Source organism: Enterovirga sp., from assembly GCF_035325185.1.
GTDB lineage: Bacteria > Pseudomonadota > Alphaproteobacteria > Rhizobiales > Beijerinckiaceae > Enterovirga.
On record NZ_DAOLAJ010000022.1, the window covers coordinates 30,746 to 49,960 of the forward strand.

The window sequence follows — 19,215 nt, forward strand, 5'->3', positions numbered from 1 at the left end:
CTCCCCGCTTTCCGCGTGTCACTCCCCTTCCGGTCGCCCTGGCGCGCGACTCGACTTCCCCCACAAGGGGGGAAGGGGAGGGTGGTGCGATGAAGACCGCTTCGCTTCCCTCTCTCACCGAGGCCGTCACACCCCTCGCCGCGGGCGCCGAGGTCACCGGGCTCGGCTGGCTGCGCGAGACGGCGGCCTTCGCCCTCGCCGATGGCGGCGTGCTGCTGGCAAAGGGGGGCGAGACCCGTCGCGTCGTCGCTCATCCCGACGCCGCGATTCTCATATCGGCCTGCGACGGCAAGCGCCTCCTCACCGGGGGCGACGACGGCCGGGTGGCGGCGACCGGGCCGGATGGAACCACCGCGACCCTCGCCGAATCGGGCGGGGCCTGGATCGACGCGCTCGCCCTCCACGCCTCCGGCGCCTTCGCCTTCGCAGCCGGCCGGAAGGTGAGGGCGGTCGACGACAAGGGGCGCGTGAAGAGCTTCGAGGCGCCCTCGACCGCGCGCGGCCTCGCCTTCGCCCCGAAAGGCTACCGGCTCGCCGTCGCGCATTACAACGGCGTCTCGCTCTGGTATCCGAATCTCGAGGCGAGCCCCGACCTCCTCGACTGGAAGGGCTCGCATCTCGACGTGACATGGTCGCCCGACGGGCGCTTCGTCGTGACCTCCATGCAGGAGAACGCGCTGCACGGCTGGCGCCTTGCGCCCGATCGCGGGCATATGCGCATGTCCGGCTATACGGCAAAGCCGCGCTCGCTCGCCTGGTCCTTCGGAGGGGCTTGGCTCGCCACCTCCGGTTCGGATGCCGCCATCGTCTGGCCCTTCGATTCGAAGGAGGGGCCGATGGGCAAGGCGCCGCGCGAATGCGGGCTTCGCCATGCGCGCGTCACGAAGGTGGCTTTCCATCCCAACGTGAACGTGCTCGCGATCGGCTACGAGGATGGCTGCGTGCTGCTGGTCCGGTTCCAGGATGGGGCGGAGCTGCTCGTGCGCCACGCCATCCCTGGAAGCGGCATCGCGGCTCTCGCCTGGGACCCGACGGGAAGCCGGCTCGCCTTCGGCTGCCGGGACGGCGAGGCCGGGATCCTGACGCTGCCGGGCTGAGATGATGCTGCGTGGTCTCTTCGCCAGACGGGCGGGGCTCCCGGCCAGGGACCGCGAGGCCGCCGAGCGCGTGAGGGGACTCGCGCTTGCGGCTTTGGTTCTTCGGCCGGGCACGGAGGTTGCCGTGAGCGAGATCGTCTGCCTCGATCCGGCCTGCCCGGGCACCGAGACGGTGATGCTGGTCATGGCTCCTGGCCTGAAGACGCGGGCCGCGAAGCTGGCCAAGGCGGCGGCCGAGGTGACGGAGCCGGAGGTCCGGGCCGCGCTCGCGGAGGCGGGATTCGAGGTCCGGCCGTGATGGCCGGGCGAAGCCTCAGGCGAGTGGCCCGATCCCCTCGTAGACATCGGCCAGCCGCAGCTCGCCGCCGAGATCGGGCAGGGCGAGGGCGGCCTCCATGTCCTTGAGGACGATCCAGCGCCAGTCCTCGCCCTCGCGCCGCCACGCCTCGATGCGCGCCTCGCTCTGGTAGACGATCAGGATGGTCCGCAGGGACGTGATCGTCCTGTAGAAATCCAGCTTGCGGCCGCGGTCGTTGCTCATGGTCGAGGGCGAGAGGACATCCGCGAGCAGGACCGGGTCCCGGGCATAACCGCCCTCGAGAGGCGCCCCGCAGCGAACCACGATGTCGGGGATGGACGCGTAATCGTCGATCTCGTCGTTGAGGAGACCGAGGCCGGGCAAGGCCTTGCAGCCGCGCGATTTCGCGGCGGCACGGAGCGCCGCATAAAGATTCCCGACGATGCCCTGATGCCGCTCGCTCTGGGGCGCCATCAGGACCGGCTCGCCGTCGAGCAGCTCCCACCGCTCCTCGTCCGGGTACGGCCGGATCATCTCGACGAATTCCGCGACCGACATACGCGGGTGCTTGGCCAGGGCCTGGGACATCGGTCCGGACCCTAGCACGAGCGGCGGGGGCCTTTAAGCCCGCACCAGGGTGTTCCTGAACGCCCAGGGCTCGTCCGGGTCGATATCCTCCGGGAAGAGGCCCGGCCGGCCCGTCAGAGGAGTCCAGTCGGTATATGCGCCGATCACGGGGCCGAGATAGGGCATCTGCACTTCGAGGCAGCGGCGGTAATCCATCTCGTCGGCCTCGACGATGCCGGCATTCGGATTTTCCAGCGCCCAGACCATGCCCGCGAGCACCGCCGAGGTCACCTGGAGGCCGGTCGCGTTCTGGTAGGGCGCGAGGCGGCGCGTCTCCTCGATCGAGAGCTGCGAGCCGTACCAATAGGCGTTCCTTCCGTGCCCATAGAGCAGCACGCCCAGCTCGTCGATGCCGTCGACGATCTCGTTCTCGTCGAGGATGTGCCATGCGGGCTGGCGCTCGCCGGCCTGGCCGAACATCTCGTGCAGCGACAGGACGGCGTCGTCGCAGGGATGATAGGCGTAGTGGCAGGTCGGGCGGTACGCGACCTCGCCCGAGGCGTCCCGCACCGTGAAGTAATCGGCGATCGAGATCGACTCGTTGTGGGTGACGAGGAAGGCGTATTGCGCTCCCGCGGTCGGCGTCCAGGAGCGCACGCGGGTATCGGCGCCGGGCTGAAGGAGAAAGATCCCCGCTCCGCAGCCTGTCTCATGGCCGCGCGCATTGGCCGGCATCCAGGGCTCGAAGGTGCCCCAGCCGAGTTCGGCCGGCTGAAGTCCCTCGGACACGAATCCCTCGACCGACCAGGTATTGACGAAGACCCGGCGGGGCTTCGGCTTCCTGGCGCGCTGCGTATCGCGCTCGGCGATGTGGATGCCCTTGACGCCGACCTTCCGCATCAGCGCGGCCCAGCCGGCCCGGTCGGCGGGCTCGGGGCCCTCGACCTTCAGCTCGGCCTTGAGGTTCATCAGCGCCTGCTTGACGAGCCAGGACACCATGCCGGGATTGGCCCCGCAGCAATTGACGGCGGTCGTGCCGCCCGGGTTCCGGCGCCGCGCCGCGAGCAGGGTTTCGCGCAGGGCGTAGTTCGTGCGCGCCTCGGGGCCGGCCTCCTTGTCGAAATAGAAGCCGATCCAGGGCTCCATGACGGTGTCGACATAGAGCGCGCCGATTTCGCGGCACAGTTCCATGACGGCGAGGGAGGAGACATCGACCGAGAGGTTCACGCAGAAGCCCCGGCCGCCGCCCTGCGTCAGGAGCGGCGTGAGAAGGTCCCGGTAATTGTCCCGTGTCACTCCGGTATGAACGAAGCGGATGCCGCGCTCGTCCAGTAGCCTGCGATCGGCGTCGGACGGGTCGATGACGACGAGGCGGCTCTTGTCGTAGTCGAAATGCCGCTCGATCAAGGGCAAGGTTCCCCGGCCGATCGAGCCGAACCCGATCATCACGATCGGGCCGTCGATCCGGCCGTGCAAAGGCCACTCCCTCCGCTGTTCTCTCATTCCGGGTGACACTCCTCGCTTGTTAAGGGGAAAGGGGTTCTTGGTCGGCCGCGTCCGCCGGGTCAACCGGAGGGCAAAAGAAAGGCCGGCGCGAGCAGGGCTCGTGCCGGCCGGAAGGCATCCAGTAACCGTAGATATAAAGCCGGAAATCCCGGAAAGAGTCGAGATGAAGGTTCACGCTTGGTTAACTCGCCCCCCGGCCGCGCCCCGGCCCCTCCTTGCGGCCCCGGCGATGACGGGCCTGTGACGGCGCCTTCCGGGATCTCTCGGCGCGAGGCCCTGGCGCAGGCGCGCGAGGCGCTGAGCCGGGCCGGGCTCGACGGCGCCGCCCTGGAGGCGCGTCTTCTCGCCGCGGATGCCTTCGGGACGGACCAGGCCGGCCTGCTGGCGCGGGGGGAGGAGATCGTCGCCGCCTCCGCCGCCTCCCGGCTCGCCGACCATGTCCGGCGGCGCCTCGCCCGCGAGCCGGTCGGGCGCATTCTCGGCCTGCGCGAATTCTGGGGCCTCCCCTTCCGCCTCTCGCCGCAGACCCTGGAGCCGCGCCCGGATACCGAGACGGTCGTGGAGGCCGCCCTGGCGCGGATCGCCGACCGGGATGCGCCCGCGCAGCTGCTCGATCTCGGCACCGGCAGCGGCTGTCTTCTCGTCGCGCTCCTGAGCGAATTGCCGCGGGCGAGGGGGCTCGGCATCGATCGCTCCGCCGGCGCTGCGGCGGCGGCGCGCGCCAATGCCGCGGAGAACGGCGTCGGGGCACGGGCCGCCTTCCTGTGCGGCGACTGGGCGGAGGCGGTCGAGGCGCGCTTCGATCTCGTCGTCTCCAATCCGCCCTATATCCGGGCAGGTGCCCTGGCCGGCCTTGCCCCCGAGGTTGCGCATCACGATCCGCGCCTCGCCCTCGACGGCGGCGCGGACGGGCTCGACGCCTACCGGGCCATCCTGGCCGCCCTGCCGCGCCTTCTGGCGCCCGGCGGCTGCGCCGTTCTCGAGATCGGCTTCGACCAGGCCGGGGACCTGGCGGAACTGGCCGCCGGCGCGGGGCTGGACATGGCGGAGATGCGGCGAGACCTCGCAGGCCATCCCCGCGCCGTGACTCTCCTGCCACGAGCACGTCTTGTTTGAGAAAACTCTTGCCCCATCTGAGGGATGAGACATAAAAAGCTCTTGTTGCGGCAGCCGCGAGCGGCTAGTTTGCGAAACGTCAACGACAATTGATCCAACTTGACGCGGATGGAGGCGGGAGCCACGTTCGCCTGGGGGAATGATTACGGTCAGGCCGTGAGACGCGAGGTCCGGCTTGGCTGTCCGATTCCGACACGGACGGGCGATCGCGATTCGAGGACATCCGCGATTTTGCGCTGACGTGGCAGGACGGCGTGGTCGCCATGGCTGAAGGCGCGACGGATGGCGCCTCTGAGGGCAAGCAGAAGGTCTGAACAGATCGATGAGACCAGGACAGAACAGGCGGATGCGCGGCCGTAGCCGCAACAAGGGCCCCAATCCGCTCACCCGAAGCTACGAGTCGAACGGCCCGGATGTGAAGATCCGGGGGACGGCCCAGCATATCGCCGACAAGTATTCGCAGCTCGCGCGGGATGCGCAGGCGAGCGGAGATCCGGTCGCCTCCGAGAACTACCTCCAGCATGCCGAGCATTATTACCGCCTGATCGCCGCGGCCCAGGAGCAGTATCGCCAGCAATTCGGCGGCTTCCAGCGCGACGAGGACGGCGAGGAGGGCGAGGAGGAGGCCGGTGGCTTCGGCGGCCCGTCCATGGACCGGGGCCAGGGCGGCGACGAGTTCGGCGAGGTGCCGAATTTCCCGCAAGGCGGCTACGAGCCCCGCGGCGAGCGCAATCAGCGCTTCGATCGGGGAGACCGCCAGGGCCGCCAGCGCTTCGACCGCAACGGCGAGCGCTATGATCGTGGCTCGGGCGAGCGCTACGACCGTCAGGGCGGCTACGAGCGCCAGAACGGCAGCGAGGCGCGTTTCGACCGTCCCAATGGCGGCGAGCGCTATGAGCGCCAGGACAGGCAGGATCGTCAGGATCGTCCTGACCGCCAGGAACGTCCTGACCGTCCCGAGCGTCAGGATCGTCCCGAGCGGCGCGAGCGTTTCGCCCGGGATGAGCGAGGGGGCCGCGAAGGCTATGCGCCGCGCGAGGCGCGCCCCGAACGCGAGGGCCGGCGGGAATCCCGGCCGGTGGAATATGAAGGGGCGCCGGAGGAGCAGGAGGAGGCGGCCGGCCTTCCGGCCTTCCTCACCAATCCGGTGCGCCCCCCGGCCAGCGTCGAGGAGGTCGCCGAGAGCGCGGGCCTCGCCCCGCCTGCGCCTCCCGCCGCGGAGGAGGAGCCGGCCCCCACCGGCATCCGTCCGCGCCGCCGCCGCACCCGCAAGACCGAGCCGGCTCCCGAGGGCGTCGACGAGACGGCCCCCGGTGCCTGAGGCGCGGAGCGTTCCGCGTCCCTTGGCCGCTCGGCTGGTTCCGGGGCTCCCCTTGCCGAATCCGGGCGGAGCCTCCATATTCCGACGTGGCGCCGGATGTCCGGCGGCGGAGGGATGCGTGAATCCTCCTTCCACCCAAACACGCTGAGAGCCATCCAGAGGACGACTCCCATGCAATCCTATCAGAATCCGACCGGCTATAATGCCGGCGGCTATGCCCGCACACAGGCGGAGGTCGACCAGGGCCTGCGCAGCTTCATGCTGGGCGTCTACAACAACATGATCCTGGGGCTGGCGATTTCCGCGCTGGTCGCGCTCGGCGTGAACAAGCTCGCCGTCGCCACGTCCATGGAAGCGGCCGGGCGCAATGCCGCCGGCCAGGCCGTGCGTCTCCAGGGTCAGTTGCTGACCCAGTTCGGCATCACCCTCTACACGACCCCGCTGATGTGGGTGGTGGCATTGGCGCCGCTCGCCTTCGTCCTGCTGTTCTCCTTCTCGATGAACCGCATGAGCGCTTCCGGCGCGCGGGGGCTGTTCTTCGCCTTCGCGGCGGTGATGGGCGCGTCTCTCTCGACGCTGCTGATCCGCTATACCGGCGCCTCGATCGTCCAGACCTTCTTCGTGACGGCGGCGGCCTTCGGCGGTCTCAGCCTCTACGGCTACACGACGACGCGCAGCCTTTCGGGCATGGGCACGTTCCTGACGATGGCGCTGATCGGCCTGATCCTCGCCTCGCTGGTGAACATCTTCCTCGCCTCGAGCGCGATGCAATTCGTGATCTCGGCCGCCGGCGTCGTGATCTTCGCGGGCCTCACCGCCTACGACACGCAGAAGCTGAAGGAGATGTATCTCTTCGGCGATTTCGACAGCGAGACGGCGGCCAAGGCGTCCATCTTCGGCGCGCTGACTCTCTATCTCGACTTCATCAACCTGTTCCAGTTCCTGCTGTCCTTCATGGGCAACCGGAACGAGTGATCCCATCGCCCGCGGGCGAGACGAAAGCCCCGGCTTTGCCGGGGCTTTTTCTTTGCTCTCTCCCTCGGGTCATACGGAGACCCGGACGGACGCGGCGTCAGTTCGTGACGAGCTTCAGCGGCGTCTCGAGCGTCCGCAGGACCCGCGCGAGGTCGTGGCCGCGCTTCAGGATCATGCCCGTGCCGGTCGAGACGGCATAGGCGCCCTGCCGGCGCGCGAGCCGCGGCTCCTTGACGATGCGGTAGAGGGCGACCTCGGAGCTGCGCCGGTAGACCGAGAAGACGGCGCGCTCGCGGTTGAAATCGATCCCGTAATCGCGCCATTCGCCTTCGGCGACCATCCGGCCGTAGAGGAGCAGGATCAGGCGAAGCTCCTGGCGGTCGAAAGTGACCTCGGCAGGGGGGGCAGCGCTGGGAAAGGACAGGACCTGCCCGCCCCGTATCGGCTCGCCGGCTTCCGCTTCGCTCATCGGCTCTCCCTGCCGAAGCCCCGTTGGAACCTCATGATGGGGACGGGGCCATGTCCTGGCAAGCCCGTCCGTCCCGCCGTCAGCGGCCCTTGACGCCGATGATATAGGCGAAGCTCGTCAGCGCCCGCCAGTCGCGCGCCCGCGAGAGGCGGGTGAAGGCGGCGTCGATCTGCTTCAGGCCGGGGATCTTCCAGAAATAGCTGTAGCCGTAGAACGGCAGCACCCGCACCTCGTCGAAGCCGATCTCGCGCAGCACCGGCGCGACCTTGCGCTCGTCGCCGTAGCAGAGATCGTAGAAGGCGGGGAATTTCGGATTGTCGCTGTCCTCGTGCCGGTCCGGGAAGAGGCGGCGGAGGATGGCGCCGGAGACCGATTCGGGAATGGCGTGGTTCAGGGCGAAGGCCGGGGCGTAGAGCGTCGGCACGAAGGCGAGCGCGACGCCGCCCGGCGCCAGCATCGCATATTGATTCGCCCAGAGCTGGCGCGCATCGCGCACATGCTCCATCACCATCCGCGAGTAGACGAAGTCGAAGCTTTCGGGCGCGATGACGCGCATCGTGTCCTTCGCGGCGATGTCGCAGCGGATCTTGGCGTAGCTCGCCGGGGCCCGGGCCAGTTCCGCGGCCGAGATGTCGTTCAGCGTCACGGAGAGGCCGAGGCGGCGCGCCTCTTCCGGCATGAAGAGCGGGTCGCGTCCCCCGCCGATATCGAGATGGCGCGTCAGGCGCCATTCCTGTGAGAGCTGCGTGACGAAGCCCTTGTAGTTGTCCCAGGACCAGAGCCAGTCCGGGCTGCAGCCGAGCCCGGCCAGGATCTCGCCGAGGGGCCGGCGCGGAAGGGAAGCCGGCTCGACCGGCCGGAGAAGCGCCTGTACCACCTGTCGCCTCGCGGGAAGGATGCCGGGAGGCATCGCCTCCGGTCTAGCGCGCAGGGATGAAGATCGCGTTGCCGCGATGCGGCATGCCGTGTCACCTCGCGTGCGGACAGCCTGCTGGAACGCTCTCCTCCACAGGCTCCGGCTGGAGGGTGGGCGCGCGGGGCTCGACCCGCATCGGCAGGGCGTCGCCGGGCCGCAGCGTCAGCCGGCAGACCGGCTCGACGACGTGGCCGGGCTCGAGCGTCAGCCGCAGCTTCTGCGCCATCACGGCGACGCACAGGATCGCCTCGGTCATGCCGAAGGAGGCGCCGGCGCAGATGCGCGGCCCGATGGAGAAGGGCACATACGCGAATTTCGAGACCGGCTCGCCGCTGCCCGGCATGAAACGGTGCGGCATGAAGGCGTCGGGCTCGAACCACAGGCAGCGGTGCCGGTGCAGCAGCCAGGGGACCACCATCACGATGGAGCCCTTGGGAACCGGCCGGCCGCGGATGGTCTCGTCCTCGAGCGCCTCGCGGGCGAGGAAGGGAATGGGCGGATAGAGGCGCAGCGTCTCCTCGATCACCGCGCGCGTCCAGGCCAGCTTCGGCACGTCCGCGAGGGTCGGCAGGCGGTCCCCGAGGATGGAATCCAGCTCCGCATGGACCCGCGCCTCGACATCGGGCGCCTGCGACAGCAGGTACCAGACGAAGCTCAGCGTGTTGGCGGTGGTCTCGTGGCCCGCGAGGAACATCACGGCCGCCTCGTTGCGGATCGCCTCGTGCGAGAGCGGCTCGCCAGTCTCCTCGTCCCGCGCCTCGATCAGCCGCCGGACGATCGAGGTATCGGCGGCGCCGCGATGGGCCGCGATGTCGCGGATGATGCGGTCGAGCACCGTGTGGATGCGGCGCACGGCGCGGCGGATCCGCTGTCCGCGCCGCCGCGGCACCCAGTCCGGCACGCCGGCGAGCCAGAGGAGGTCGATGCGCCCGGTCTCGTGCTGGTAGTCGGTGAAGCCCTCGATCACCTCGCGCGCATCCGCCGGGCCGAGCGCCTGGCCGAAGACGGTGCGCGTGATGATCTCGGCCGTCAGCTCGGCCATCTCGGCCATGACCTCGACCCGGCCCGGCGCCGGCAGGGCCAGCCAGCGCTCGCGCATCTCGGCGGCGGTCTGCACCATCACCGGCGCGAAGTCGCGCATGCGGGAAATATGGATGATCGGGCTGATGATCTTGCGCCGGCTCTTCCAGACGGGCCCGTCGGAAATGATCAGCCCGTCGCCCACGACCGGCGCGAGGGCGTGGCGCATCTGCGCCGATTTGCGCTCGAAGGCCGCGTTCTTGGTCGAGAGCGCGTATTGGACCAGCTCGGGCCAGTTGCAGATGTAGAAGCGCCGCGCGAGGAGGCTCGTGACCGAGAGCTGGAAGTTGAACGAGCCCTCGTGGAAAATCTCGAGGAAATTGTGCCGGGCGCGGCGGATCACGTCCAGCGGCGGGAGCCGCGCCGCGGGGCGATGCGCATAGGGAGGGATGAAATAATCTGGCAAGCCGGCTCGCCTTCCCCGTTTCGGGCGAAGACGATCGGATTAGGCTTCGCGGCGCGCGGCGGCAAGCGCCGCCGTCGATCAGGCGCCGCCGGCGGCGTCCCACATTCCCACGAGCAGGGCCAGCCCGACCACGAGGACGAGCGCGGCCGCAAGCAGTTCCGCCCCCGCGCCGAGCAGGGCCGTGCTGCGCCCCCGGCCGCTCGCATAGAGCAGCGCGAGGCGCTTGGCATAGACGGAGAAGGCCGCGAGCGCCCCCGTCGTGATCGCGGTGCCGAAGGCCATGGCGAAGGTCGCCGCGATCCCCATCGGGAAGATGCCGTAGGCGCGCGACAGCGTCAGGACGATGATGGCGCCTGCGCAGGGGCGGATCCCCGCCCCGAAGGCCACGGCGAGCATCTGGGAGAGCGAGCCTCCCGTCCGGCGCGGATCGACCGGGCCGCAGGAGCAGGTCGGATCGAGCGCGGCCGCCTCGCGCGGGTCGCGGCCCGAGGCGAGGAGCGCCAGCGCTCCCGCCTTGCGCCAGACGAGGACGGCGCCGAGCAGCACGACGAGGGCGAAGCCCGCCGTCTCGACCTGCCCGACGGTGCGGCTCATCGTGGCGGCCGTGCCGCCGATGACGAGGAACACCCCCGTGACGAGCGCGATCGCGACGAGCGCCTGGATGAGCGCGGCGAGCGCGCTGACCACGATGCCGCGCAGGAAGGCCCGCTCGCTCGAGACGATATAGGCCGAGACGACCGCCTTGCCGTGGCCGGGCCCGGCGGCGTGGAAGACGCCGTAGGCGAAGCCGATTCCGATCAGGAGCAGGGCTCCGCCCCGGCCGTCGCGCAGGGAGGCGAGGGCGGAGCGCAGCGCGTTGAAGAACTCCGATTGCCAGGAGAGGAGCCACGCGCCGAGGGCGCTCGTGGCGCGGGGGCCGGATTCGCCGATTCCTATGCCGAAGGGATGGGGCCCGCGCGGGACCGGGGGCGCCGTGCCCGCCAGGAGCTTTGCGAGGAGGGCTGCGAGCCCCGCCACCAGCGCGACCGAGAGCAGGGCCAGGGCGAGGCGGAGCGGCCAGAGGGAGGCGGCGGCCGGGCGCGCCGCGGGGGAAGCAAGGACGTCTAGGGGCATATGGCCATCGCGCGGGCCGAATAATCGGCCGCGAAATCCTTGGTGGTGGCGGTGAGGCTCTGGAAGGAGGCCTCGTCGAGGGGCTTGCCCTCCTCGGTCACGGGCTTGGGCCGCGTGATCTTCATCTTGCAGCCTCCGGGGCCGTTCGAGAGCGTCACCGCATCGTCTCCGTCCGCGATGCGGAAATCGACGAAGAAGGTGGGGTCGTAGACGTCGAGGACGACCATGCGGCCGCCCGCCGGATTGTTCAGCGGCAGGTCGAAGGTGAGCGTCACCTGGCCTTTCTCGTAGACCATGCGCGCGTTCGTCGGCGGGCCGAAGCGCTGCTTCGCGCCATTGGCCTTGAGCGCGGTGAAATAGCCGAAATCCACGAGCGATTCGACATTGGTCCTGGCCAGTTCCGCCAGTTCGTCGGGCGTCGTCTTGCCGTCGCCGTTCGTGTCGAGGCCCTGCACGGCCACCGCCGAATAGCCCTCGTCGAAGGTCCAGTGGTGGCGCACGGCCCGCACCTTGCCGCCCTCGTAGAGAAGCTCCGCCCGGGCCGTGACCCAGACATGGGGATGGGCGAAGGCCGCGCCGGACAGCGCGAGGCCGGCCGCGACGAGCGTCGCGCGCAGGAGGGCAGGGAAAAGCAGCACCTGGTTCGGCCGAGGGGTTTCCGGCTTTGGACCGATGAGGGAATCGGCCGCGGCAATCCGCGACGCAGGTCATTGGACAGGGGAAATCGGGCATATTGGCGACGGCCCCGGGACGCTCCCCTTTTTCGAACGGCTCCAGGCTGCAATTGACCCCGGGGCGGCCCTATATCAGCCTGAGCCACGCTTCGCGGCCGGGATGCCGGGGCGGGCTCGGGAGGATCGAACATGGATGACGCGCCGGCCACGGCCACCGCATTGCGTCCGGTCTCGCTCGACGACAAATACGACCTCTCCAAGGACCGGGTCTTTCTCTCCGGCACCCAGGCCGTCATCCGCCTGCTCCTCATGCAGCGCGAGCGCGACCGCCGCGCGGGGCTGAGCACGGCGGGCTTCGTCTCGGGCTATCGCGGCTCCCCCCTCGGGGGGCTCGACCTCACCCTCTACCGCCTCAAGGCGCTGCTCGCGGCGAACCACATCGTCTTCCAGCCGGGGCTGAACGAGGAACTGGCGGCCACCGCGAACTGGGGCGCCCAGCAGGCCGCGATGCGCGGCGAGGGGAAATACGACGGCGTCTTCGGCGTCTGGTACGGCAAGGGGCCGGGCGTGGACCGGACAGGCGACGTCTTCCGCCACGCCAACCAGGCCGGCACGGCGAGATACGGGGGCGTCCTCGCGCTGATGGGGGACGACCACACGGCCGAAAGCTCGACCGTCGCCCACCAGTCCGAATTCGCCTTCGTCGACGTGATGAGCCCGATCCTGAACCCCGCCGGGGTGCAGGAGATCCTCGATTACGGGCTGCACGGCTATGCGCTGTCGCGCTTCGCGGGCGTCTGGACCGCCCTCAAATGCGTCAAGGACAATATCGAATCGACCGCCACGGTGGACGGCTCGGTGGACCGGGTGAAGATCGTCATCCCCGAGGATTTCGAGATGCCCCCGGGCGGGCTCAATATCCGCCCCGCCGATTCCTACATCGAGCAGGAGGGGCGGCTCCACGACTTCAAGCGCGACGCCATGCTCGCCTATCTGCGGGCCAACAGGCTCAACCAGATCGTGCTCGCGGGAGGGCGCGATCCGAAGATCGGCGTCATCACGGTCGGCAAGTCCTATCTCGACGTGCGCGAGGCGCTGGAGGAACTCGGCCTCGACGAGGCGGCGGCGAGCGGGATGGGGCTGCGCCTGTTCAAGGTCGCCTGCCCCTGGCCGCTGCCCCGCTCGGAGCTGATGGATTTCGCGCGCGGGCTCGATCTCGCGATCGTGGTCGAGGAGAAGCGCTCGCTGATCGAGGTCCAGCTTCGCGAGGAGCTGTACGGGACGGCCAACCAACCGGTCGTGATCGGCAAGAAGACGGAGGGTGGCGACTGGCTCTTCCCGGTCAAGGGCGCGCTCGACTCGAACGAGATCGCCATCGCCATCGGCGAGCGCCTCCTGCGCTACCACAACAACGACGACCTCGCCTTCCGCGTCTCGCGGCTGAAACAGGCCCAGGCCATGCTCGCGGCGACCTCCGACGTGGCCGTGCGCACGCCGGGCTTCTGCTCGGGCTGCCCGCACAACACCTCGACGCGGGTGCCCGAGGGCCATCGCGCCTATGCGGGGATGGGCTGCCTTTTCAGGGCGAAAGGGATGGACCGCTGGACGGAGGAATATACCCAGATGGGCGGGGAGGGCGCCGCCTGGATCGGCGAATCGGCCTTCTCGACCCGCCGGCACATGTTCCAGAACCTCGGGGACGGCACCTACAACCATTCCGGCTCGCTGGCTCTGCGCTGGGCCGTCGATACGAAGACGAACATCACCTACAAGATCCTCTTCAACGACGCCGTGGCGATGACGGGCGGCCAGCCGCACGAGGGTGGGCTCACGGTCGACCAGATCGCCCGGCAGGTGGCCGCCGAGGGCGCCAAGGCGATCCGCGTCGTCACCGACGAGCCGGACAAATACCCCCCGACCTATCGCTGGCCCTCCGGCCTCTCGATCCATCACCGCGACGAGCTGGACGCGGTGCAGCGGGAACTGGCGGAGATCGAGGGCGTGACGGTCCTCCTCTACGATCAGACCTGCGCCACCGAGAAAAGGCGGCGGCGCAAGCGCGGCGCCTTCCCCGATCCCGACAGGCGGGTGATCATCAACGACCTCGTCTGCGAGGGCTGCGGCGATTGCTCGGTGCAGTCGAACTGCGTCTCGGTGCAGCCGCTGGAGACCGAGTTCGGCCGCAAGCGGCAGATCGACCAGTCGAGCTGCAATAAGGATTTCTCCTGCATCAAGGGCTTCTGTCCCTCCTTCGTCACGGTTCATGGCGGACGGCCGCGCAAGCCGGAGGCGGTGTCGCCGGACCACGCTCCGCGAGGGGAGGGGGAGTTGCCCGAGCCCGCTCTTCCCGCCATGGGCAAGACCTTCAACGTCCTCGTCCTCGGCATCGGCGGGACGGGCGTGCTCACGGTCGGCTCGATCATGGGCATGGCCGCGCATCTGGAGGGCAAGGGGCTCGGCCTCATCGACATGGCCGGCCTCGCCCAGAAGGGCGGCGCGGTCGTGAGCCATCTCAAGCTCGCCCGGTGCCAGGAGGACATCACCTCGATCCGGGTGACGGCCGGGCAAGCCGATCTCGTCCTCGGCTGCGATCTCGTGGTGACGGGGTCGCAGAAGGTGCTCGGCGCCATTGCGCAGGGCCGCACGGGCCTCGTCGTCAACACTGCCGAAGTGATGCCGGGCGATTTCGCCCGCGACGCGGATTTCTCGCTCCCCGCCGAACGGCTGAAGCGCGTCATCGCGAAGACGGCGGGCGAGGTCTCGGCCTCGGGGCCCGGCGTCTCGTTCCTCGACGCGACGGCGGCGGCGACCGCGCTCCTCGGCAATGCGATCGGCGCCAACATGCTCATGCTGGGCTTCGCCTGGCAGACGGGCCGCGTGCCGCTCTCGCGCGAGGCGATCCGCCGCGCCATCGAGCTGAACGGCGAGGCGGTGGCGATGAACCTCGACGCCTTCGAGTGGGGCCGCAGGGCCGCCGCGCAGCCCGAGCTGGTCGCGCGGCTGGTCGCGGAGGCCAAAGCCGACGACACGGCCGAGCTGTCGCAGAGCCTGGACGAGATCGTCGCGCGCCGCGTCGCCTTCCTGGCCGAGTACCAGGACGCCGCCTATGCGGAGCGCTACCGCGCACGGGTCGAGAGCGCGCGGGCGGCCGAGGCGAAGGCCATCCCCGGCAGCACGGCGCTCGCCGAAGCCGTCGCGCGCCACCTCTTCAAGCTGATGGCCTACAAGGACGAATACGAGGTCGCGCGCCTCTATACCAACGGCCATTTCCAGAGGCAGGTCGAGGCGACCTTCGAGCCGGGGACCCTGCGCTACGAGTTCCACCTCGCCCCCCCGCTCCTCGCCCGGCCCGATCCCGAGACGGGGGTGGTGCGCAAGATGAGCTTCGGCCCCTGGATGATGGGCGTCTTCCGCCAGCTCGCGAGGCTCAAGGGCCTGCGCGGGGGCCGCTTCGACCTGTTCGGCTACACGCAGGAGCGCCGGACCGAGCGCCGCCTGATCGCCGATTACGAGGCCATGCTGGAGGAGGTGCTGCCCGCCCTCACCGCGCGGAATCATGCGATTGCGATCAGCCTCGCCTCGATCCCGGGGAAGATCCGCGGCTATGGTCACGTGAAAGCGCGCCATCTCGAAGCCGCCAAGGCGGAGGAGGCGGCCTTGCTTGCGAGGTTCCGCTCGCCGCAGCCGGAACTGGCCCAGGCGGCGGAGTAGCGGGCGCGCTCCGCAGGAGCGCGAACTCCTCAGCCCTCTTCCATCTGCTCCAGCTCGGCGATCATCCCCTCGATGACCGAGAGCCCGATCTGCCAGAAATCCGGGTCCTTGGCGTCGAGGCCGAAGGGGCGCAGGAGCTGGTCGTAGGGCTTGGTGCCGCCCGCCGAGAGCAGCGCGAAATAGCGCTCGACGAAGCCCGATTCCGCCCGCTCGTAGACGCCGTAGAGCGAGTTGACGAGGCAGTCGCCGAAAGCATAGGCGTAGACGTAGAAGGGCGAGTGGATGAAGTGGGGGATGTAGGTCCAGAAGGACTCGTAGCCCTCGCCGAGCCGGATCGCGGGGCCGAGGCTCTCGCCCTGCACCGACATCCACAATTCGCAGAGCTTCTCGGCCGTCAATTCGCCCCCGCGCCGCTCCAGATGCACCTTCCGCTCGAAGCTGTAGAAGGCGACCTGGCGCACGACCGTGTTGATCATGTCCTCGACCTTCTGCGCCAGCATGGCGCGGCGCTGCGCGCGGTTCGTCGTGCCGGCGAGGAGGCGGCGGAAGGTCAGCATCTCGCCGAAGACGCTGGCGGTCTCGGCGAGCGTCAGCGGCGTCGGCGCCATCAGGGCGCCGTTCCCCGCGGCCAGCACCTGATGCACGCCGTGGCCCAGTTCGTGGGCGAGCGTCATCACGTCCCGCGGCTTGCCCTGGTAGTTCAGGAGCACATAGGGATGGGCGGAGGGCACGGTCGGATGGGCGAAGGCGCCTGGAGCCTTGCCGGGCCGCACCGGCGCGTCGATCCAGCTTCCGTCGAAGAAGCGGCGGGCGATCGCCGCCATCTCGGGGGCGAAATCACCGTAGGCCGAGAGGACGGTGTCGCGCGCCTCGCCCCAGCCGATCGTGCGCTGGGCGACCTTCGGCAGCGGCGCGTTCCGGTCCCAGTAGTCGAGCGCCTCGCGCCCGAACCATTTCGCCTTGAGCCGGTAATAGCGGTGGGAGAGGCGCGGATAGGCGTCGCGCACGGCCGAGACCAGGGCCTCCACCACCTCCCGCTCGACGCGGTTGGCGAGATGGCGCGAATCGGCGACGTCCTGGAAGCCCCGCCAGCGGTCGGAAATCTCCTTGTCCTTGGCGAGGGTGTTGGTGATCAGCGTGAAGGTGCGCAGATTCGCCTTCAGCACCCGGCCGATGGCGAGCGCCGCGTCGCGCCGCACGGTGCCGTCGGTGTCCTGGAGCTTGTTCAGCGTCGGCTCGAGCGTCAGCTCCTCGCCGCGCATGTCGAAGCGCAGCGAGGCCAGGGTCTCGTCGAAGAGCCGGTTCCAGGCGCCGCGCCCCGTGACGGATTTCTCGTGGAAGAGCCGCTCGATATTGTCCTCGAGCTGATAGGGCTTGTCGCGGCGCAGATCCTCGATCCAGGGCCGATAGCGGTCGAGCGGGGCGTCGGCGAGCGCCGCCTCCATCACCGCGTCGTCGATGCGGTTCAGCTCGAGCGTGAAGAAGAGGAGGTCGCTGGAGGCGGCCGTGAGCCGCTCCTGCGTGTCGCCGAAGAACTTGGCGCGCTGCGGATCGGTCGTGTCGCCGGCATAGACGAGCCCGGCATAGGAGGCGATGCGGCCGATCCGGTCCTCGATCGCCTCGTAGCTCTGCACGACGGGGCCGAGCGCCGCCCCGCCCTGGCGGGCCAGTTCCCCGAGCTTGCCGCGATGGGCCTCGGCGAAGCTCTTGCACTCCGCCTCCGCCTTTGCGAGATCGCTTGCGAAGGCTTCGCTCGCCATGCCGGGATAGAGATCGGCGAGATCCCATTCCGGCAGGAGGCCGAGCGAGTCGGGATCGGCCGTGCCGACGGCATAGGGGGAGCGGGCGAGATTCGTCATGCCCCCATATCGGCCGGACGGGCCCGCGTTTCCAGCCCTCGGGCGAGGGCGTAGCTCGCACGCGGCGTCGCCCGCGATGCGGCAGGGGGAGGATCGATGTCTCATTCCGAAAAGGTGGCGCGCTATGCGGCGCTCGCGCCTGCGATTCCCGTCCTGACCATCACGGATGTGGAGGATGCCGTCCCCCTTGCTCGCACGCTGGTCGAGGCGGGGCTGCCGGTGGCCGAGGTCACCCTGCGCACGCCGGTCGCGCTCGCGGCCATGGAGCGGATCGCCCGCGAGGTGCCCGAGGCGGTGGTCGCGGCGGGCACGGTGACGCAGACAAGCCAGATCATGGCCGTCGCCTCGGCGGGGGCGAATTTCATCGTGACCCCGGGCACCCCGCACACGCTCGCGGACGCGCTCTCCCGCGCCTCGATCCCGGCCATGCCCGGCTGCTCGACCGTGACGGAGGCCCTCGCCCTCGCGGCCATGGGCTTCACGCATCTGAAGTTCTTCCCGGCGGGCGCGTGCGGGGGGGCGGCCTGGCTGAAATCCATTGCCGGGCCCTGCGGCGACCTGCGCTTCTGCCCGACCGGGGGCATCGACGCGGCCGGCGCGCCCGCCTATCTCGCCCTGCCGAACGTCGTCTGCGTCGGCGGCTCGTGGATGGTGCCGAACGACGCCGTCCGGGCGCGGGACTGGGCGCGGATCGGCAAGCTGGCCCGCGAGGCGGCCGCCCTGCGGCGAGCCGCTCCTTGAAGAGCGGGGCCGGGAGATCCATATTCCTCTCACGGCCCCGGACGAATCGGGCTGTCTCGCCGGAACGGCCACGCCTCCTGGGCGTTGAGCGCCATCGGCTATTCCCCATATCGGCCGGTGCCGGCTTGGTGGCGTCACGACGCCGTCACGCTGTCATGTGAAACATCGCCATCGAGGCGACAACGAAAGAAAAAAGTGCATCACGAGACCCGAATTCCTCATCCCCGCGCCCGGCACGTCAAGGGCGCTCAGAAGCCCCAGCGGCCGCCGGCCTGGCGGCCCCATCAGGTCGGACTGAGCCGCGAAGAATTGCGCCGCATCGTCCTCGACCAGCTCGGCTGACGCCGAGGCCACCGGCCAGTCGCGAGACTGGCCTTTTTCATAGGCGCGGGCGTTACCGCCGCGCGCGCAGCTTCGTCCCCGCCTCCGGCTCCCCCGGCGCGGTCTCGCAGCCGAGGGCCGGAATCGCGACGACCGGCGCGCCGCGCAGGTCGCGGCGGCAGACGACCGCCCCGCGCTCCTCCAGATAGCCGATCATGCGCCGGGCCCGGCCCGCCGAACTTGTCCCGTAGGCCCGCGCCAGATCCTCGTCGGACGGGGTGGGCAGCCCCTTCAGGGCCGCCTGCGCCAGAAGCAGGAAGAGGCCGTGCAGGTCGTCGGGGAGATCCGCCGCCAGGGCTTGGGCCTGCTCCCAGGCAGGCCCTTCGGCAGCCTTGGCGATGCCCGCCCGCGCGACGGCGAGGCGGCGGCGGAAGGCTGGCAGGTCCAGCGCCTCCCCGCCGATGCGGCGGATGCGGCAGCGAACGGTGAAATCCTGGTACAGGGTCGCGACATGGCTCGCGCCCGCATCGCGATCCGCCAGGACCTCGGCGAGGACGGCCTCGATCGCCGCCTCGCGCTCGGCGCCGGCCAAGGCCGGTTCCTCGGGCTCGGCCGGGGCGGGCGGGCGGTAGCTCGCGAGCTGGACCAGCACGTCGGGGGCCGGCTTCGGGCGCGGAAGCGGCCGCGGCGGCGCCTCCGTCGGCGAAGGCGCGGCGAAGAGAAGGCCGCGTGCATCGTCCGCGGGCTCGGGCAGGGGCAGGAGCGCGGGCGATCCGCCCCGGCTCTCGGTCGCGACCTCGCCGATCCGCACCGGCAGCGGCCGGCGCGACAGAGCGGGACCGAGGGCGACGAAATGCCCGCGCTCGAGGTCGCGGAACATCTCGGCGCCGCGCCGGTCCATGCCGAGGAGATCGGCGGCGCGCGCCATGTCGATGTCGAGGAAGGTGCGGCCCATCAGGAAGTTCGACGCCTCGGCGGCGACGTTCTTGGCGAGCTTGGCGAGGCGCTGCGTGGCGATGACGCCGGCAAGGCCGCGCTTGCGGCC

Annotated in this window: 16 protein-coding genes and 1 pseudogene; 8 read left to right on the forward strand and 9 right to left on the reverse strand. The window is 69.9% G+C overall.

From position 1 onward, the window contains the following. Positions 1–89: 89 nt before the first annotated feature. Positions 90–1,097, forward strand: coding sequence for a WD40 repeat domain-containing protein (locus tag PKD06_RS06670; protein WP_324378846.1), 1,008 nt, complete (start codon positions 90–92; stop codon positions 1,095–1,097). Positions 1,098–1,221: 124 nt separating this feature from the next. Beyond that, entirely contained in the window at positions 1,222–1,395 is a 174-nt protein-coding gene (locus PKD06_RS06675) for a hypothetical protein (RefSeq protein WP_324378848.1), read from the forward strand. Between the two features lie 15 nt (positions 1,396–1,410). Here the strand turns inward: PKD06_RS06675 and PKD06_RS06680 are convergent, their stop codons facing one another. Together PKD06_RS06680 and PKD06_RS06685 are read right to left on the reverse strand one after the other, a co-directional pair. Beyond that, positions 1,411–1,983, reverse strand: coding sequence for a Uma2 family endonuclease (locus PKD06_RS06680; protein ID WP_324378850.1), 573 nt, complete (start codon positions 1,981–1,983; stop codon positions 1,411–1,413). A gap of 33 nt (positions 1,984–2,016) precedes the next feature. Then, a complete protein-coding gene (locus PKD06_RS06685) occupies positions 2,017–3,465 on the reverse strand; it encodes a homospermidine synthase (RefSeq protein WP_324378852.1) in 1,449 nt (482 codons plus the stop codon). Positions 3,466–3,708: 243 nt separating this feature from the next. On the opposite strand from PKD06_RS06685, the gene prmC reads away from it, so the two are divergent. From prmC to PKD06_RS06700, 3 genes are all read left to right on the forward strand, one after another. Continuing rightward, entirely contained in the window at positions 3,709–4,584 is an 876-nt protein-coding gene (prmC, locus tag PKD06_RS06690) for a peptide chain release factor N(5)-glutamine methyltransferase (protein WP_324378854.1), read from the forward strand. A gap of 346 nt (positions 4,585–4,930) precedes the next feature. Next, positions 4,931–5,905, forward strand: a complete 975-nt coding sequence (locus tag PKD06_RS06695) for a DUF4167 domain-containing protein (protein ID WP_324378856.1) — start codon at positions 4,931–4,933, stop codon at positions 5,903–5,905. A gap of 171 nt (positions 5,906–6,076) precedes the next feature. Then, the gene (locus tag PKD06_RS06700) at positions 6,077–6,880 is read left to right on the forward strand and encodes a Bax inhibitor-1/YccA family protein (RefSeq protein ID WP_324378857.1); all 804 of its coding nucleotides are present in this window, start codon (positions 6,077–6,079) and stop codon (positions 6,878–6,880) included. A gap of 97 nt (positions 6,881–6,977) precedes the next feature. Here the strand turns inward: PKD06_RS06700 and PKD06_RS06705 are convergent, their stop codons facing one another. The 5 genes from PKD06_RS06705 to PKD06_RS06725 all read right to left on the reverse strand — a co-directional run bounded on the left by PKD06_RS06705 (position 6,978) and on the right by PKD06_RS06725 (position 11,502). Further along, the gene (locus tag PKD06_RS06705; protein WP_324378859.1) at positions 6,978–7,349 is read right to left on the reverse strand and encodes a DUF2794 domain-containing protein; all 372 of its coding nucleotides are present in this window, start codon (positions 7,347–7,349) and stop codon (positions 6,978–6,980) included. 79 nt (positions 7,350–7,428) lie between these two features. Further along, entirely contained in the window at positions 7,429–8,226 is a 798-nt protein-coding gene (locus PKD06_RS06710; protein ID WP_324378861.1) for a methyltransferase domain-containing protein, read from the reverse strand. A gap of 91 nt (positions 8,227–8,317) precedes the next feature. Then, positions 8,318–9,751: a cytochrome P450 gene (locus tag PKD06_RS06715; RefSeq protein WP_324378863.1), complete on the reverse strand. Its 1,434-nt coding sequence runs from the start codon at positions 9,749–9,751 to the stop codon at positions 8,318–8,320. 78 nt (positions 9,752–9,829) lie between these two features. Beyond that, entirely contained in the window at positions 9,830–10,864 is a 1,035-nt protein-coding gene (locus PKD06_RS06720; protein ID WP_324378865.1) for a nickel transporter, read from the reverse strand. Beyond that, positions 10,855–11,502 carry a DUF1007 family protein gene (locus tag PKD06_RS06725; protein ID WP_324378867.1) on the reverse strand — a complete coding sequence of 216 codons (648 nt, stop codon included), beginning with the start codon at positions 11,500–11,502 and terminating at the stop codon, positions 10,855–10,857. Before PKD06_RS06725 ends, PKD06_RS06720 begins: the two co-directional genes overlap by 10 nt. 225 nt (positions 11,503–11,727) lie before the next feature. Between PKD06_RS06725 and PKD06_RS06730 the strand changes: the two genes are divergently transcribed. Continuing rightward, on the forward strand, positions 11,728–15,249 hold the full coding sequence (locus PKD06_RS06730; protein ID WP_324378869.1) for an indolepyruvate ferredoxin oxidoreductase family protein: 3,522 nt from the start codon (positions 11,728–11,730) through the stop codon (positions 15,247–15,249). Positions 15,250–15,278: 29 nt separating this feature from the next. On the opposite strand, the gene PKD06_RS06735 is transcribed toward PKD06_RS06730, so the two are convergent. Continuing rightward, entirely contained in the window at positions 15,279–17,108 is a 1,830-nt protein-coding gene (locus PKD06_RS06735; protein ID WP_324378871.1) for a M3 family oligoendopeptidase, read from the reverse strand. 96 nt (positions 17,109–17,204) lie between these two features. Here PKD06_RS06735 and eda point away from each other — a divergent pair, with 96 nt between their 5' ends. Continuing rightward, positions 17,205–17,849, forward strand: a complete 645-nt coding sequence (eda, locus tag PKD06_RS06740) for a bifunctional 4-hydroxy-2-oxoglutarate aldolase/2-dehydro-3-deoxy-phosphogluconate aldolase (protein WP_324378872.1) — start codon at positions 17,205–17,207, stop codon at positions 17,847–17,849. A 195-nt stretch (positions 17,850–18,044) separates the two neighbouring features. Further along, positions 18,045–18,191, forward strand: a complete 147-nt coding sequence (locus tag PKD06_RS06745; RefSeq protein ID WP_324378874.1) for a hypothetical protein — start codon at positions 18,045–18,047, stop codon at positions 18,189–18,191. A gap of 52 nt (positions 18,192–18,243) precedes the next feature. Here PKD06_RS06745 and PKD06_RS06750 read toward each other — a convergent pair. Further along, positions 18,244–19,215 (reverse strand): annotated as a pseudogene (locus PKD06_RS06750) (ATP-binding protein); the annotation flags it as partial.